This is a genomic window from Sarcina ventriculi, from assembly GCF_900456775.1.
Taxonomy (GTDB): domain Bacteria; phylum Bacillota; class Clostridia; order Clostridiales; family Clostridiaceae; genus Sarcina; species Sarcina ventriculi.
On sequence record NZ_UAUL01000007.1, the window covers coordinates 243,208 to 260,926 of the forward strand.

Annotated in this window: 10 protein-coding genes, 1 riboswitch and 1 other annotated feature; of the genes, 1 reads left to right on the top strand and 9 read right to left on the bottom strand. The window is 29.1% G+C overall.

What is annotated here, in order from left to right:
- Window positions 1-7: 7 nt before the first annotated feature.
- The 7 genes from rnmV to DR020_RS05425 form a co-directional block, all read right to left on the bottom strand.
- Entirely contained in the window at window positions 8-550 is a 543-nt protein-coding gene (gene rnmV / locus DR020_RS05395) for a ribonuclease M5 (protein WP_058993355.1), read from the bottom strand.
- Between the two features lie 41 nt (window positions 551-591).
- Window positions 592-1,371, bottom strand: coding sequence for a TatD family hydrolase (locus DR020_RS05400; RefSeq protein WP_058993356.1), 780 nt, complete (start codon window positions 1,369-1,371; stop codon window positions 592-594).
- 146 nt (window positions 1,372-1,517) lie between these two features.
- Window positions 1,518-3,026 carry a DUF445 family protein gene (locus DR020_RS05405; protein ID WP_160110450.1) on the bottom strand — a complete coding sequence of 503 codons (1,509 nt, stop codon included), beginning with the start codon at window positions 3,024-3,026 and terminating at the stop codon, window positions 1,518-1,520.
- Between the two features lie 191 nt (window positions 3,027-3,217).
- Complete coding sequence (metG, locus tag DR020_RS05410) at window positions 3,218-4,762, bottom strand: methionine--tRNA ligase (RefSeq protein WP_112365431.1); 1,545 nt, start codon at window positions 4,760-4,762, stop codon at window positions 3,218-3,220.
- A 140-nt stretch (window positions 4,763-4,902) separates the two neighbouring features.
- Window positions 4,903-6,840: a methionine--tRNA ligase gene (metG, locus tag DR020_RS05415; RefSeq protein ID WP_112365432.1), complete on the bottom strand. Its 1,938-nt coding sequence runs from the start codon at window positions 6,838-6,840 to the stop codon at window positions 4,903-4,905.
- A 126-nt stretch (window positions 6,841-6,966) separates the two neighbouring features.
- Window positions 6,967-7,211 (bottom strand) — a binding site (T-box leader).
- 166 nt (window positions 7,212-7,377) lie between these two features.
- A complete protein-coding gene (locus DR020_RS05420; RefSeq protein ID WP_112365433.1) occupies window positions 7,378-9,132 on the bottom strand; it encodes a Na+/H+ antiporter NhaC family protein in 1,755 nt (584 codons plus the stop codon).
- A gap of 161 nt (window positions 9,133-9,293) precedes the next feature.
- A riboswitch (Lysine riboswitch) is annotated at window positions 9,294-9,468 on the bottom strand.
- A gap of 71 nt (window positions 9,469-9,539) precedes the next feature.
- Entirely contained in the window at window positions 9,540-10,784 is a 1,245-nt protein-coding gene (locus DR020_RS05425; protein ID WP_112365434.1) for an aminopeptidase P family protein, read from the bottom strand.
- A gap of 314 nt (window positions 10,785-11,098) precedes the next feature.
- On the opposite strand from DR020_RS05425, the gene DR020_RS05430 reads away from it, so the two are divergent.
- Window positions 11,099-11,767: an aquaporin gene (locus DR020_RS05430; protein ID WP_112365435.1), complete on the top strand. Its 669-nt coding sequence runs from the start codon at window positions 11,099-11,101 to the stop codon at window positions 11,765-11,767.
- 75 nt (window positions 11,768-11,842) lie between these two features.
- On the opposite strand, the gene adhE (DR020_RS05435) is transcribed toward DR020_RS05430, so the two are convergent.
- Window positions 11,843-14,440, bottom strand: coding sequence for a bifunctional acetaldehyde-CoA/alcohol dehydrogenase (adhE, locus tag DR020_RS05435; RefSeq protein WP_112365556.1), 2,598 nt, complete (start codon window positions 14,438-14,440; stop codon window positions 11,843-11,845).
- A gap of 542 nt (window positions 14,441-14,982) precedes the next feature.
- A complete protein-coding gene (adhE, locus tag DR020_RS05440; RefSeq protein WP_112365436.1) occupies window positions 14,983-17,574 on the bottom strand; it encodes a bifunctional acetaldehyde-CoA/alcohol dehydrogenase in 2,592 nt (863 codons plus the stop codon).
- Between the last annotated feature and the right edge of the window lie 145 nt (window positions 17,575-17,719).

The following is a 17,719-nucleotide window of genomic DNA, read 5'->3' on the forward strand; positions in this document are numbered from 1 at the left end:
AAATCTCCTATATCATATTTTCTATCTTTTCTATGGCTTTAATAAATTCTTCCTTACTTATCCCATAATTATTTAATCTTGATAACATTTGATTTGCATTACCATAACCTATTCTAAGCTCTTTTCCTATAAGCTCACGTCTAATTTTAGCTTTTGGATCTCCTGACAATTTAAAATAAACTAAATCTGAAATTGTAAACTCTTCTCTCTTTTCTTCTAGAGTTATTTTAGCTTCCTCTAAAGCTTTTATTATAGCTTCAGGTTCTGCATTTTCAACACCTATGTTGTCTCCCTTTGTTCCTTCTGCTCTGCTTATATATGCATGCTTTATACCAGGAACTCTTTTTGATATTATACTTCTTATTTTTTCTCCTGCAAAATCTGGATCAGTTAAAACTATAACGCCCTTTCTCTTTTGAGCTTCTTTAATTCTATCAATAACCTTTTTATTTATACCAAATCCACCAGTTGCTATCATTTCTGCATCTATTGCTCTTTTTACGGCTGTAATATCATCTCTGCCCTCTACAACTATCACTTCTTTTATCAAGATTTACACGCCCTTTCTTCTTTTTGGTTAACCATCATATATTACACTATATCTATTTTATATCTTCTTTTTGTATTTTCAAGAAGTATGTCTTGTATTTCTTCTCTACCTAATCCTCTTATTTCACATATTTTTTCTATTATATATTGTATATAATCTGATTGATTTCTCTTCCCCCTATTAGGTGTAGGTGCCATATAAGGACAATCTGTTTCAACTAACATTCTATCTAACGGAATACTTTCACAAACTTCTACTAATTTTTTTGCATTTTTAAAAGTTAAAACTCCTGTAAACCCTATATAATATCCAAGTGATATACACTCTTTAGCAAATTCAACAGATCCTGAAAAACAATGGATAGTTCCATTAACTTTTGGAAACTCTTTTAATATATCTAAAGTATCTTTATGCGCATCTCTATCATGAATTACAACTGGCAAATCTAATTCCTGAGCCAATTTCATCTGTTTTCTAAAAGCTTCTTTTTGAATCTCTCTTGATGGATTTTCTTCGTAATAATAGTCAAGACCAATTTCACCAATTGCTTTTACTTTTTTATTTTGACTCAGTTCTTTTAATTTTTCTATAACTTCATCCGTAACCTTATCAGCATAGCTTGGATGTATACCAACTGATGCATAAAACATATCATTTTCATTCGCAAGTTTTACCGAATCTATGCATCCTTCTAAAGAAGCACCAGCATTTAAAACCCCAATAACTCCATTTTTTTGTATTTCTTCAATTACACTTTCTCTATCCTCATTAAATTTTTCATCATCATAATGAGCATGAGTATCAAAAATTCTATATTTCATAAAAACTCCTTTACATTTATATTAGATTTTAGTGTTACACTAACCTTATAATAATCTTAATAGTTAATATTAACAAACTTCATCATATACTATTATTGATTTTATATAAGAGTAAAAGAATTTACAAGCATCATCCACTTTACTATTTAACTATAAAGCCTTGATAAAAGCGGAGACAACAAACCTAAAAATGCCCCAAGAAGTGCACCAAGCCAAGTTATTGCTTCCAATTCCCTTCTAGCTATTTTCACTATTAACTTTTCTGCATAACTTACATCAAATGAATTTATCTGTTCTTCTATTAACCCTGAAATATCTATTAATTCAACAACTTTATGTGCATCTTTTTCAATAAAATCATTGTAATATTTACTAATTATATTCCACACAAAATTAAACATTTCTTCTTCATTATCAAAGATATCTTTTACTCTTAAATCTAACAAATATCCTATTAAATTATTTACAATACCTTCACTTAAATCTTTAAATTCCTCTTTTTTTACTAACTTTTTTATACTAGAATCTAAAAATTCTTTTAAATGTTGCTTATAGTTCTCATCTACTTTCAAAATAATAGTTTCATAAGAATCTATATTTTCCATGTATTTTTCAAACTTTTCTATACACATCAATATATTTTCATCACTTAACAATTTATTATTTAGTAAATCAGAAATATTTTTACAAATATTATTAAAATCATCCTCTGATAATGACCTTATTATCTCCTCTATCTTAGTATCCTTTAAATTATTTAACATAGAAATAATGTAATTACATACAATTATCTTATTTTCTTCTACTAATAAATACCCTTTAACCGAATTAAATAACTTTTCATAAAGACTATCAATACTCATAAACATGGTTACCATAGATGGCAATATTGCCCCTATTATGTCTTTTATTTTACTCGAAAAAATTTCACCCTCTAAAGCCTTTATTAAATTCTCACAAATTATATCTTTTTGATTGTATATAAGCTCCTCAATACCTTTCGATATTTCATCTGGTATAATATCATTCAAAATTTTTTCTTCTTGTATAAAATTTAAAGTTTTTTCACTTATCATGTTTACTATTTTTTTATCTAATATTTTATTAGATTTTTGCTTTGCATTTAACTCTAATAAACTATCTTTGAATTTTTTACTTTTAATCAATTTTATAATTAACTGAGGTTTTTCTTTTACTCTCTCCAAAATACAATTAAAAATATTACTAGAAATTATTACATTTATTTCCTTGTTATTGATTATTTTCTCTAAACTTGTATACGCTTTTTTTCTTAATTTTTCTTCCATAAAAGCATTATTAGCTTCTAAATTTTTCATAACTTCATTTACACTAAAATTTTCATCAAAAGCTTTATGAACTTTTGTATCTACCATATTTTTTAAACCAAATAAAATCTTTTCATTATTTAAAGATTGAGCAATTACCTCATTTGTAAGAATATGTTCACTTACTGTTTCACCTATACTTTTTGCAATTCTCTTCTTTTCTTTAGGTATTAATCCTGGTGTAAAAGGAATTCTTATACCAAATACTCTTTTCTCATTATGAGGTTTAAAAAGCATTTTTATAGCTAACCAATTTGTTATATAACCTATAACAGCTCCAACTAATGCAGATATTAAATAAATCTTCATCGACATTTTACCTCCTATTACTACATTTTTCTTGTAATATAAATAATTTTTTATGATTTTGACACTAAATTGACACATACAACTAGTATTATAATAATTTTAACGTAGCTAAAACACTAATTTAATTTTACCCCTTAAATTAGCCCTTGAGGAATTTGTCCCCCTTACACAAATTTCAAGGGCTATTTGTTTTATCTTTTTTTCATTTTTAATTTTTCAAATTCATTTATAGCTACTTTTCTGTTTATTCTCTCAAATAAAAAATCAACTCTTTTAACCTTTATATTCTTTACTTCTTTAAACTCCCATAAAACATTATCATTCCCCATAAAATCCCTAATACATTCACAAGTAAACGGCATTATTGGATTTAAAATATTGCTTAATGCTATAACTATTTGAGCATAGGTATATAAAAGATTTTCACACTTTTTCCTATCCTTATCAATTAAAAGCCACGGCTTTTCCTTATCAAAATATTCATTAGCAATTGCTATTATTTTAAACACATATTTTAAAGCCTCTCTAAAAGAACCTTCCTCAAATTTTCGCCCAACATACTCATAAACTTTTTCTAAAACCCCCATCCATCTTTTATCCATTTCACAATTTTCAAGACTTCCATTTAAATTTTTATTTATAAATACTAAAGTTCTATTTACAAAATTTCCAAAACAACCTAATAACTCATTATTATTAGCATTTATAAAATCTTTCCATGTAAAATCTGAATTTTTAACTTCTGGTCCTCTACTTATTAAATAATATCTAATTAAATCTATATTAAATCTTTCTATCATATAAGGAACCCAAAGAACCCAATTTTTATTAGTTGAAAATGTCTTTCCTTCTAAATTTAAATACTGTGATGACAACATTCTTATATTGCATTTATCAATCCCAAGACCAAATAATATAGCAGGAAATACAGTTGTATGAAAAGGTATATTTTCTTTTCCATGCAATAAGTATACTCTACTATTTGCATCATTCCAATACTCTTTAAAATCTTCTCCCATATCATCTATATAATTCATAGATGTCGTAAGATAAGACATTAATGCATCTATCCAAACATAAATCTTTTTATCTTCATACCCTTTAATAGGTGCATTAATTCCTAAATCTATATCTCTAGTTATAATTCTATCCCTTAATCCACCATCTAAATACCTTCTCGTAATATTTATAGCATCACTTCTCCAAGTATTATTATCGTCTATTAAATTTTTAATATTTTCTTCAAAACTTGATAATTTAAAAAATAAATGCTTAGATGATGCTTCTACTACTTCACCTTGACAAACCTTACATTTTCCATCTTCTAAATCTTCCTCTTCTAAAAGCTCTAAACAGTTTTCACAATAATATTTTTGAACCTCTTTTTCGTAAATATATCCTTTTTCATAAAGTTCTATTATAAATTTTTTTACGCCCTCTCTATGATTAAACGTATCTGTTCTCGAAAATATATCGTAAGAAAAACCAAGTTTATTAAAACATCTAATAAATTCTCTATGATAAAAGTCACTAATCTCTTTTGGAGTTTTATTTTCTTCCTTTGCCTTTTTTAAAACTGGAGCACCATGGCAATCTGAACCTGATAAGAATATTACTTCATCTCCTTTTGCCCTATGATATCTAGCTAAAACATCTCCAGGAAGCCACGATGCAATTCTTCCTATATGAAGTGAACCATTTGCATAAGGCCATGCATTTGCTATTAATACTTTCAAATTTATTCCCTCCTATAATAAAAAGGTCTAGAAAGCAATAAATTAACCTTCTAGAACCTTAAATTTTATAACTCTAAATATCAAATTATATTTTAATTACTACATTATTAATTATAAATATAATAAAACAATCTAATTAATTATCTAACTTGACTACCTGTTGGAAGTTCACCTGGATTTACAAGTGTCAATAATGAATCATCTGAAGTTGATGCTGCAAGAATCATTCCTTGTGATAATTCTCCTCTTAACTTAACTGGCTTTAAGTTAGCAACTAAAACCACATATTTACCCACTAAATCTTCTGGTTTATAATGCATTGCTATACCTGAAACTACTTGTCTTGTTTCGCCACCTAAATCGACTTTAAGTTTTAAAAGCTTTTTAGCCTTTTTAATCGGTTCACATTCTAAAACCTTAACAACTCTTAAATCTATTTTTTCAAAATCTTCTATAGTTATTTCTTCTTTTATAGGATTTTTAACTATTTCTTCATTAGCAGCCTTTACAGGGGCTGGTTTTAAAGCCTCAAGTTGTTTAAGCTTTTCTTCAACATCTATTCTTGGGAATATAACATCTCCTTTAACCACATGACCTCCTGCTTTTGTTCCATCAAAAGAAGCCAAGCTATTCCAAGTAGTTAATTCTGTATTTAATTGAGCATTCATTTTTTCACTTGTTTCTGTTAAAAATGGAGTCATTAAAACTGATATAAATCTTAATGATTCTAAAAGATTATATAAAACTGTTCCAAGTCTATCTCTTTTTTCATCGTCCTTAGCAAGTATCCATGGAGTTGTTTCATCAATGTATTTATTCGCTCTGCCTATAAGAGTCCAAATTTCCTCTAAAGCTTCTGGAATTCTTAATTCATCCATAGCCTTTTCTACCTTTTTAGGAGTATCTAAAGCTAGATTTATTAATTCATCATCAATATTTTCCTTGCAAGTTGGTGCTTGAATAACTCCATCAAAATACTTATCAACCATAGCTATAGTTCTTGATAAAAGGTTTCCTAAATCATTAGCTAAATCCGAATTTACTTTCTTTATAAATATTTCATTATTAAATAATCCATCAGAGCCAAATGGTATTTCTTTTAAAAGATAGTATCTTACTGGATCAACTCCAAATTCATTAACTAAAACTACCGGATCAACAACATTTCCTTTTGACTTTGACATTTTACCACCATCAACAAGTAACCATCCATGACCAAATACTTGTTTTGGAAGTTCTAATCCTAAAGCCATAAGCATTATTGGCCAATAAATTGTGTGAAATCTTAATATATCTTTTCCTATTAAATGAAGATCTGCTGGCCAGAATTTTTTGTAAAGTTCATCATTTTCTTGACCATATCCTAAAGCTGTTATATAGTTTGTTAAAGCATCTATCCAAACATAAACAACATGTTTTTCATCAAAACTTACAGGAACTCCCCAAGTGAAACTTGTTCTTGATACACAAAGGTCTTGAAGACCTGGTTTTAAGAAGTTATTAAGCATTTCATTTTTTCTTGATTCTGGTTGAATAAAATGTGGATTTTCCTCTATATATTTAATAAGTCTATCAGCATATTTGCTCATTCTGAAAAAATAAGCCTCTTCTTTTGCAGTTTCAACTGGTCTTCCACAGTCAGGACACTTTCCATCTACCAATTGAGTTTCTGTCCAAAATGATTCACAAGGTGTACAATATAACCCTTCATAAGAACTCTTATATATATCTCCTTGATCATATAATTTTTTAAATATATCTTGAACAGCCTTCACATGATAGTCATCAGTTGTTCTTATGAATTTATCATAACTTACGTTCATCATTTTCCATAAGTCTTTTATTCCTGCAACTATTTCATCTACGTGTTCTTTTGGAGTTATTCCTTTTTCATTAGCTATTCTTTCTATTTTTTGACCATGCTCATCACTACCTGTTAAAAACATAACCTCATGACCTGTTAATCTCTTAAATCTAGCTAAAGCATCAGCAGCTACTGTTGTATAAGTATTTCCAATATGAAGCTTTGTTGATGGGTAATAAATTGGTGTTGTTATATAATATGGTTTTTTCATCATATTTTATCCTCCCTAAATTTATATCATATTCTAGTATTTACATTGTTTAATAAAATAAATCAAAACTTAATCCTATAATCATTCAAATATAGAAAAACTAATATTAAAAAATCCCTATGGAAATACCATAGAGACGTTATTCACGCGTTACCACTCTAATTTATACCTATGTCACCATAGATACCTTAATAAGTAGAATAAAAAAATTACTTAGCAATATAACGGTTGCTACCGTACTTTCCTTAGAATAATATTCCTCAAAAAATCTGCTCAAAGGCCATATTCACAAAATCTCAAGTCTCTGGCTTTCACCTTTTTCCAGCTCTCTTTTGCACTCTCAACCTTGCTACTCTTCTCATCATAGCATTTACCCTCTTATCATATGATAAAATGTAAAAAGTGTCAATTGATTTAAAGCTTTTAACACAAAAAACTACCCTAATTCTAAAATTAAGGTAGTCTTGCTATATTCTAAAACCCTCTTTTTTTACTTATTGCTAAAGTCTTTATCTTAAGTTTATCATTTATTTATAATTTTTATGCTTCAATACTTTTAGCACTTATTTTTTCATTATCTTCTAGTTCAATCTTTTTACTAATCATAAATGTTATTGCTATAAGCGCAATTATAGCAACAGGTAGTATAATCCAAATACTTACACCAAAACCAGCAGGTATATATCCAAATATTATCGTTATAGCCCCAACAAATAACGAATACCATATTTGAGTTCTTACATGCTCTATATGATCACAACCAGCCCCAGTTGATGATAATATAGTTGTATCTGATATAGGTGAGCAATGATCCCCAAAAATCGCTCCTGTTAAAACGCCTGATATACAAGCAACTATAAAACTCATATCAGGGTTTATTGCATATGCTAAAGGCACCGCAAGAGGCATAAGTATACCCATTGTTCCATAAGCTGTTCCTGTTGCGAAAGCTATTATAGAACCTAATATAAATATTATTGATGGAAGTAAAAATTTTGGTATTGCAAACTGCAAAACAGAAACTAAATAAGCAGCAGTTCCAAGTTCCTTTATTACAGAGCTTAATGACCAAGCTAAAACCAATATAACTCCTGTTATAAGAAGTCCCTTCATTCCTTCAATCCAAGTTTCTATTGCTTCTGATATAGTAAAAATCTTTTTACAAACTGACATTATTATAGCAACTAAACTTGCAAGAAGCGCTCCTTGAAATAAAACTACTGATGCATCAGCATTTGAAAAAGCTTCTTGAATGGCACTAAAACTAAATGGTGCATTTATAAAAACTTCTTTTGCCACAACATCTGCTCCATTCATTACAGAAGAATATCCACTATAATAAAAACCTATAAGTGATGAGAATACTAAAGTTCCTATTGGAATTATTGCATTCCATATACTAAGTTTTACACCTTCCTTTGGTTCAAGTTCATTATGCGTTTTTTCTATTTTTTCAACCCTCTCTAAAAGTGCTTCCCTCTTTATGGCTTTCCTAGCCTTTTTTTCTGCACTTAACATAGGACCAAATTCTCTCAAAGTTATTGCTGTAATAAATACAAAAACTAAAATTAATATATTGTAAAATCTATACGGTATTGTTTGAAGGAATACACTAAATCCATCCACATTTATTCCTATACTTGAAAAAGCATCTCCAATAAGCCCAATTTCAAGCCCAATCCAAGTAGATATAATTGCAAGACCTGCAATTGGTGCTGCTGTTGCATCTATTATAAAAGCTAATTTTGCTCTTGAAATTCCAAGCTTATCTGTAACAGGTCTCATAATAGGCCCAACAATTAAAGCATTAGCATAATCATCAAAAAATACCGCAAGTCCTAAAAGCCAAGTTGTAAGTTGAACACTTTTAACTGTTTTAGCCTTTCTAGCTAAAGCCTCTGCAATAGCCTTTGCTCCACCCATTTTAGCAACTAAATGTATTACACCTCCAATTACTAAAACTTGAAGAATTATTCCTGCATTCCAAGGATCTGATAATACCTCTAAAGCCCTATAAGTAAAATCTATAGCCCCTTGAAAAATTGCAGAAAATATATTAAATCCATTTAAGTTTAATATTACACATCCCGAAAATGTCCCCAAAAATAAAGATACTATTACATTTCTTGTTATAAATGCTAATACTATCGAAACAAGAGGAGGTAATATTGTCATTGCCCCAAAACTTAAAGAACCTGTATCTACATCTCCATTAGAAGCAAAAACTACTGTTGAACAAAGCATCGAAAATATAAATATAGATAAAAATATTTGTAACGAAGTTTTCTTTTTCACTATTTAATTTTCCCCCTTTATTATGCGAATAATAACTTAAGGCAACTTTTCCCCTAAAACAAAATAAAAAGACCTTGAGTTTATCACCCAAGGTCTATAAATACGCTTTTAAATAAAACAAAATAACTTCATTTTATAAATAAACTTATAGTTTATAAAATTTAGATGATAGCTCTCCACAAATTTTTTGTGACAGTGATATATATATTTTATATACCCCCAGCATCTAGCATTAAAGCTTTAGCTAAACACTTCGGCGATTATTCCTTTCATTAAACCTCATTTGCTTAACATAAAAGTTTAAATACTTTTAATAACCGCACCTCTACCTTAATTTAAATTATTCACTTTTTATATTATTATATATACACTATTTATAATCAATATGCAAGAATTAATTTCCTTATTTATATATTAGCCATAAAATTTTCTATTTCATCAACAGTTTTTATACAATCTTTTGTTAAAACTACAGGTCCATCCTTAGTTATAAGAACATCATCTTCTATTCTTATACCAATTCTCTCTTCTTCAATATAAATTCCAGGCTCAACAGTAAACACCATACCTTCTTTTAATTCTCCCCATCTTTCTCCAACATCATGTGTATCAAGACCTAAACTATGTCCTATAGAATGGAAATAATACTTTCTAAAATCTTTTTTATCATCTATTAATCCTAACCTTATACAAGCCTCTGCAATTAAATCGTTAGCCTTATCATTTATTTCTCTAAAAGTTACACCTACAACTAACATCTTTGAAATCTCTTCATTTACTTTTAATACTTCCTCATAAACCTCTTTTTGTCTAGCTGTAAATTTACCATTGATAGGGAAAGTTCTTGAAATATCTCCATTATAATAATTAAATTGAGCACCTAAATCAAAAAGAATTAATTCTCCATCCTTAAGTTCACTATTATTATCTACATAATGAAGAACAGTAGCATTTTTACCTGAAGCCGCTATTGTGTTAAAAGCAAAATCAGTTACACCACTTTGTTTTAAAGTAAAATCAAAATATGCTTCTAATTCATATTCTTTCATCCCCGGTTTACAATTTTTCATTAATACCTCTACACCTTTTGTAGTTATATCAATAGCTTTTTGCATTTCTTCTATTTCTTCTTTTGATTTAATTTTTCTAAGATTAGCTATTTCATTATAAACATTTTTAACTATAATATCTGCATATTTCTTTTTTAACTTCTTAGCGAAACTTTGAGGATATCTAAGTTCCTCATCAAATCCTCTTCTTTCTAAATCTAAGTACACATTTTTTATATCTCCACTTATTAAAAGATTGTTTATATCTGCGTAAAAATTATCTAAATATTTAATGTCTTCTATTCCTGAAATCTCTCTTGCTTCATAATCTCTTATAGTTTTACCAGTCCATTTTTCTTGAATTTCATCTGGTCTTAAAACATATAAAGTTTCAAAAAGTTCATCATTTTGTTTTTGCATAACCAAAATATGATGTTCTTCATTTACACCTGTTAAATAATAAAAATTTCTATTTGGCGTAAATTTATATTTTTCATCTGCACTTTTAAAAAATGCCTCTCCAGCAAACAATATCACCAATGAATTATTTTCTAAAAGATTAGCTAAATTATCTCTATTTTTTATAAATACTTCTTTTTTCATAACCCTTCCCTACTTTCCAAATTCTTTACTTACTATATCTATTATTTTAACACAAAGAAAAACTTTATTCAGTTAAGTTTTATTTGCTTAAAAATTGGTAATAATAATTAATAATATACTAAATTTACATTATTTATTATTTATTTTTATTTATTGTTACTTGTTTTCAAATTAATTACTTTATAAAGTAAACATTAACAATTTTAATTTTATTAATGTAATAAATTACTATTAATTTATTTAATGGTATAATGCTATTCGTGTTCACATTTTGTTTACATATTTAATTATAAAACTTTAAGGAGGCCTTTAATATGGCAAAAAAAGCAATAGCTGAATTTATAGGTACTTTTGTTTTAGTATTTATAGGTACTGGAGCTGCTATACTTGGTGGTGGAACAACCGGAATTGGCATTTTAGGAATTGCTGCTGCCTTTGGTTTAGCACTTATGATAATGTGTTATGCTATAGGAAATATTTCTGGTTGCCATATAAATCCTGCAGTATCTGTGGCTATGTTTATTAACAAAAGAATATCTCTCCATCAATTTATATCTTACATAATAGCTCAAATTTTAGGAGCAATACTTGCTTCATCTATGTTATTTATAATTTTAAAATCAGGTCATATGCCCGTAACAAACTTAGGACAAAATAGTTTTGGTCATTTTGGTGCTGGTGGTGCTTTTTTAACTGAATTTATATTAACATTTATATTTATTCTAGTTATATTAGTAGTAACTAGTAAAAAGGGAAATGGTGGTCTTGTTACAGGTATTGTTATTGGACTTTCATTAACTACTATTCATTTAGTAGGTATACCAGTAACAGGAATGTCTGCAAATCCAGCTCGTAGCATTGGACCTGCTCTATTAGTAGGTGGACTTGCTATTAAACAATTATGGTTGTTTATCCTTGCACCAATTTGCGGTGGAATTTTATCTGCTATAATTGGTAGATTTATTTTAGATACCGAAAAATAAATATTTATAAACAATAAAAAACTATGCTGAAGAAATATCAGCATAGTTTTATTATTTTTATATATTATCTATTCATTAAACTCTTTCGTTATTTCCTTCATAAGCGTTTATATACATTTCTTTTAATTCGCTCATTAATGGATATCTTGGGTTAGCTCCTGTACATTGATCGTCAAAAGCTGCTTCTGCCATTTTATCTAAACTTCTCATAAAGTCTGTTTCGTTAACTCCACATTCTTTTACTGTCATTGGAAGATTTACTTGTTTCTTAAGTTCATCTATAGCTTTTATTAATCTTTCTACTTTTTCATCTTCAGTTCTTCCACCAAGATTTAAATATTCAGCAACTTTTGCATATCTCCATTTAGCATTTGGATATTTATATTGTGGGAATATTGCTTGTTTTGTTGGCTTATCAGCAGCGTTGAATCTTATAACATGGTCTATTAATACTCCATTAGCTACACCATGTGCTATGTGATGTTCTGCTCCTAACTTATGAGCCATTGAGTGGCAAATTCCTAAGAATGCATTTGCAAATGCCATTCCTGCCATTGTTGCAGCATGAGCCATTTTTTCTCTTGCTTTAATGTTTGTTGTTCCTTCATTGTATGCTTGAGGAAGATACTTAAATACTAATCTTATTGCTTCTAAAGCTAATCCATTAGTAAATTCTGATGCCATAACTGAAACATAAGCTTCAAGTGCATGAACTAATGCATCTATACCTGATGACGCTGTCAATCCTTTTGGCATATTCATCATAAGTTCTGCATCAACTATTGCCATATTTGGCATTAACTCAAAGTCAGCTAGTGGATATTTAACACCAGTTTTTTCATCAGTTATAACTGCAAATGGAGTAACTTCTGAACCAGTACCAGCTGATGTTGGTATTGAAACCATCATTGCTTTTTCACCCATTTTAGGGAATGGATATATTCTCTTTGAAATGTCCATGAATGTCATAGCTAAATCATGGAAATTAGCTTCTGGATGTTCATATAATACCCACATAATCTTAGCAGCATCCATTGGTGAGCCTCCACCTAATGCTATAATTACATCTGGGTTATAAGTTCTCATAAGTTCAGCACCTTTTTTAGCTGAGCCTAATGTTGGATTTGGTTCAACATCTGAGAATACTCTAAAATCTATTTCATTTTCTTCTAATATTTTTGTTATTTTATCAACATATCCAAGTTCAGATAACATATTATCTGTTACTATAAATGCTTTTTTCTTTTTCATGGCAGCAAGTTGTGGTAAAGCCATAACTAGTGAACCAAATTTATAATATACTTGTTGAGGTGCTTTAAATAGAAGCATATTTTCTCTCCTTTCAGCAACGCTTTTTACGTTAATTAAATGTTTAGGTCCTACGTTTTCTGAAACTGAATTTCCTCCCCATGAACCACAACCAAGAGTTAAAGATGGCGCTATCTTAAAGTTGTAGATATCTCCTATTCCACCTTGGCTTGATGGCATATTTATTATTGTTCTACCAGTTTTCATAGCAGCCCCGAATTTAGCAACTCTATCTTTTGATATTTGTGTATTTGTATATAAAGATGAAGTATGACCAAATCCTCCAAGTTCAACTAATCTTTCTGCCTTAGCTAAAGCTTCCTCAAATGTTTTTACTCTATACATTCCAAGTACTGGAGATAATTTTTCATGAGAGAATTCTTCTTCAAGTTCAACTGATTCAACTTCCCCAATTAATACCTTAGCATCTTCTGGAACATTAACCCCTGCTAATTGTGCTATCTTAAATGCTGATTGACCAACTATATCTGCATTTAATCTTCCGTTCTTAACTATTGTTTTTCTTACTTTATCTATTTCATCGCCCTTTAAGAAATAAGCTCCTCTTGCAATAAACTCTTTTCTAACTTCATTATAAATAGAATCCATAACAATTACTTCTTGTTCAGAAGCACAAATAACTCCATTATCAAAAGTTTTAGACATTAATATTGAACTTACTGCCATTTTTATATGAGCTGTATCATCAATTATTGCTGGTGTATTACCTGCTCCAACTCCGATTGCTGGTTTTCCTGATGAGTATGCAGCCTTAACCATTCCAGGGCCTCCAGTTGCTAATGTTATATCACATTCTGACATTACCTTTTGGCTTAATTCTAATGATGGTTCATCAATCCAACCTATTATGTTTTTAGGTGCTCCAGCTTTAACAGCAGCTTCTAAAACTATTCTTGCAGCTTCAATTGTTGCATGCTTAGCTCTTGGGTGTGGTGAGAAAATTATACCATTTCTAGTTTTTAAACATATAAGAGCCTTAAATATTGCAGTTGATGTTGGGTTTGTAGTTGGAACTACTGCTGCAACAACACCTATTGGTTCAGCAACTTTTGTTATACCAAAAGCTTCATCTTTTTCTATAACTCCACAAGTTTTTTCATTTTTATATTTGTTATATATATATTCAGAAGCAAAGTGATTTTTTATAACTTTATCTTCTACAATTCCCATTCCTGATTCTTCAACAGCCATTTTAGCTAATTTTATTCTAGCATTATTAGCAGCTAAAGCAGCTTCCATAAATATTTTATCTACTTGTTCTTGAGTATATGTTGCGAATATTCTTTGAGCTTCTCTTATTTCAGCAATTTTTACTAAAAGTTCATCAGTATTTGTTACTTTCATAATTTCACCTTGAGACATATAAAACTGTAATTCTTGTCCCATTCTCCCTTTCTTAAAGTATTTATAATTTAAATAATAAATAATAACTTACCAAACTTAGTATCTCTTATTATTTAATTTAAAATTCAATCTTAATTACTATTTAGATGTTAATGTTTTAACTATTATTAATAAATATTACTTTACTTACTATTAATTAATATATGGTCTATATTTAACATTGTATATAAACCTTATCTCTGTTAATATATTATCATATTTAATTCAGTTTTTCCACCCCATTATCGCTAACATTGTTAATTTATTAACTTCTATCTTTAATTTTCTCCGTATTATTAACTATATCTTATGTGTATACAAATTTTAAAAAGCATTTTTAAACATATTTTTCTATAAATATGTATAAAATTCTATTAAATCCTTAAATTAAAATCATAATTATAACAAAGTTATAGATTTAATTATTAAAATATAACAAAAAAGACAGTTAATATTGTTTGTTAAATATCTACTGTCTTTTTTTATTCTAAAATATTATTTTTTTATTCTTCATTATTACTATAAGCATTTATATACATTTCTTTTAATTCACTCATTAATGGATATCTTGGATTAGCCCCTGTACATTGATCATCAAATGCATCTTCAGTCATTGAATCTAATGTGCTATAGAAAGCTTCCTTAGTTACTCCACACTCAGCAATTGTACTTGGAAGATTTATTTGTTTTTTAAGATTTTGTATTGCTTTTATTAAGTTTTCTACTTTTTCATCATCATTTTTTCCACCTAAATTTAAATGTTCAGCAATTTTTGCATATCTCCATTTAGCATTTGGATATTTATATTGTGGGAATGATGCTTGTTTTCTTGGATTATCAACAGCGTTAAATCTTATAACATGGTCTATTAATATTCCATTAGCTACACCATGTGCTATGTGATGTTCTGCTCCTAATTTATGAGCCATTGAGTGACAAATTCCTAAGAATGCATTTGCAAATGCCATTCCTGCTATTGTTGATGCATGAGCCATTTTTTCTCTTGCTTTAACATTTGTAGTTCCTTCACTATATGCTTGAGGAAGATACTTAAATACTAATCTTATTGCTTCTAAAGCTAATCCATTAGTAAATTCTGATGCTAAAACAGAAACATAAGCCTCTATTGCATGAACTAAAGCGTCTATACCTGATGCTGCTGTTAATCCTTTTGGCATATTCATCATAAGTTCTGCATCAACTATTGCCATATCTGGAGTTAATTCATAATCTGCAAGTGGATATTTAACCCCTGATTGTTCATCAGTTATAACTGCAAATGGAGTAACTTCTGAACCAGTACCAGCTGATGTTGGTATTGAAACCATCATTGCTTTTTCACCCATTTTAGGGAATGGATATACTCTCTTTCTAATATCCATGAATGTCATAGCTAAATCATGGAAATTAACCTCTGGATGTTCATATAATACCCACATAATCTTTGCAGCATCCATTGGTGAGCCTCCACCTAATGCTATAATTACATCTGGGTTATAACTTCTCATAGCTTCAGCACCTTTTTTAGCTATTGCTAAAGTTGGATCTGGTGCAACTTCTGAGAACACTCTAAAATCTATTCCATTTTCATCTAAAACCTTAGTAATTTTATCAACATATCCAAGCTCAGCTAAAACTCTATCTGTTACTATAAAAGCTTTTTTCTTTTTCATTTCTTTAAGCTCTGGAAGTGCAACTCCCAATGAACCATATTTAAAGTATACTTTTTCTGGCATCCTAAACCAAAGCATATTTTCTCTCCTCTCAGCTACACTCTTAATATTTATCAAGTGCTTAGGTCCTACATTTTCAGAAACTGAGTTTCCTCCCCATGAGCCACAACCAAGTGTTAAAGATGGTGCTAATTTGAAATTATAAATATCTCCTATAGCTCCTTGAGTTGATGGCATGTTAATTATTGTTCTACCAGTTTTCATAGTAGCTCCAAACTTTTTAACCCTATCCTTTGATATTTGTGTATTTGTATATAAAACTGAAGTATGACCAAATCCTCCAAGCTCAACTAATCTCTCTGCTTTAGCTAAAGCTTCATCAAATGTTTTAACTCTATACATTCCAAGTACTGGAGATAATTTTTCATGAGAGAATTCTTCTTCAAGTTCAACTGATTCAACTTCCCCAATTAATACCTTAGCATCTTCTGGAACACTAACTCCAGCAAGTTCTGCTATTTTAAATGCAGATTGTCCAACTATTTTAGCATTTAACCCACCATTTACTATTATAGTTTTTCTCACCTTATCTATTTCATCGCTCTTTAAGAAATAAGCTCCTCTATCAGCAAATTCCTTTCTAACCTCATTATAAATAGAATCCATAACTAAAACTGTTTGTTCAGAAGCACAAATAACTCCATTATCAAAAGTCTTAGACATTAATATTGAACTTACTGCCATTTTTATATGAGCTGTATCATCAATTATTGCTGGTGTATTACCTGCTCCAACTCCGATTGCTGGTTTTCCTGATGAGTATGCAGCCTTAACCATTCCAGGGCCTCCAGTTGCTAATGTTATATCACATTCTGACATTACTCTTTGAGTCATTTCTAAAGATGGTTCATCAATCCAACCTATTATGTTTTTAGGTGCTCCAGCTTTAACAGCAGCTTCTAAAACTATTCTTGCAGCTTCAATTGTTGCATTCTTAGCTCTTGGGTGTGGTGAAAAAATTATACCATTTCTAGTTTTTAAAGCTATAAGAGCCTTAAATATTGCAGTTGATGTTGGGTTTGTAGTTGGAACTACTGCTGCAACAACACCTATTGGTTCAGCAACTTTTGTTATACCAAAAGCAACATCACTATCTATAACTCCACAAGTTTTTTCATTTTTATATTTGTTATATATATATTCAGAAGCAAAGTGATTTTTTATAACTTTATCTTCTACAATTCCCATTCCTGATTCTTCAACAGCCATTTTAGCTAATTTTATTCTAGCATTATTAGCAGCCAAAGCAGCTTGTCTAAAAATTTCATCAACTTGTTCTTGAGTATATGTTGAATATATTTTTTGTGCTTCTCTTATTTGAGAAATTCTTTCTAAAAGTTCATCCATATTTGTTACTTTCATAGCTAATTACACCTTATTATAAAGAATGCTCTTTACAATATTCTCCCCTCTTAAAATATATCTATAATTTATGATAATTAAATATCAAAATCTATCGTGCAACATACAAAATTTAAATGTTTTAAATTTTATTAATTAATATTAG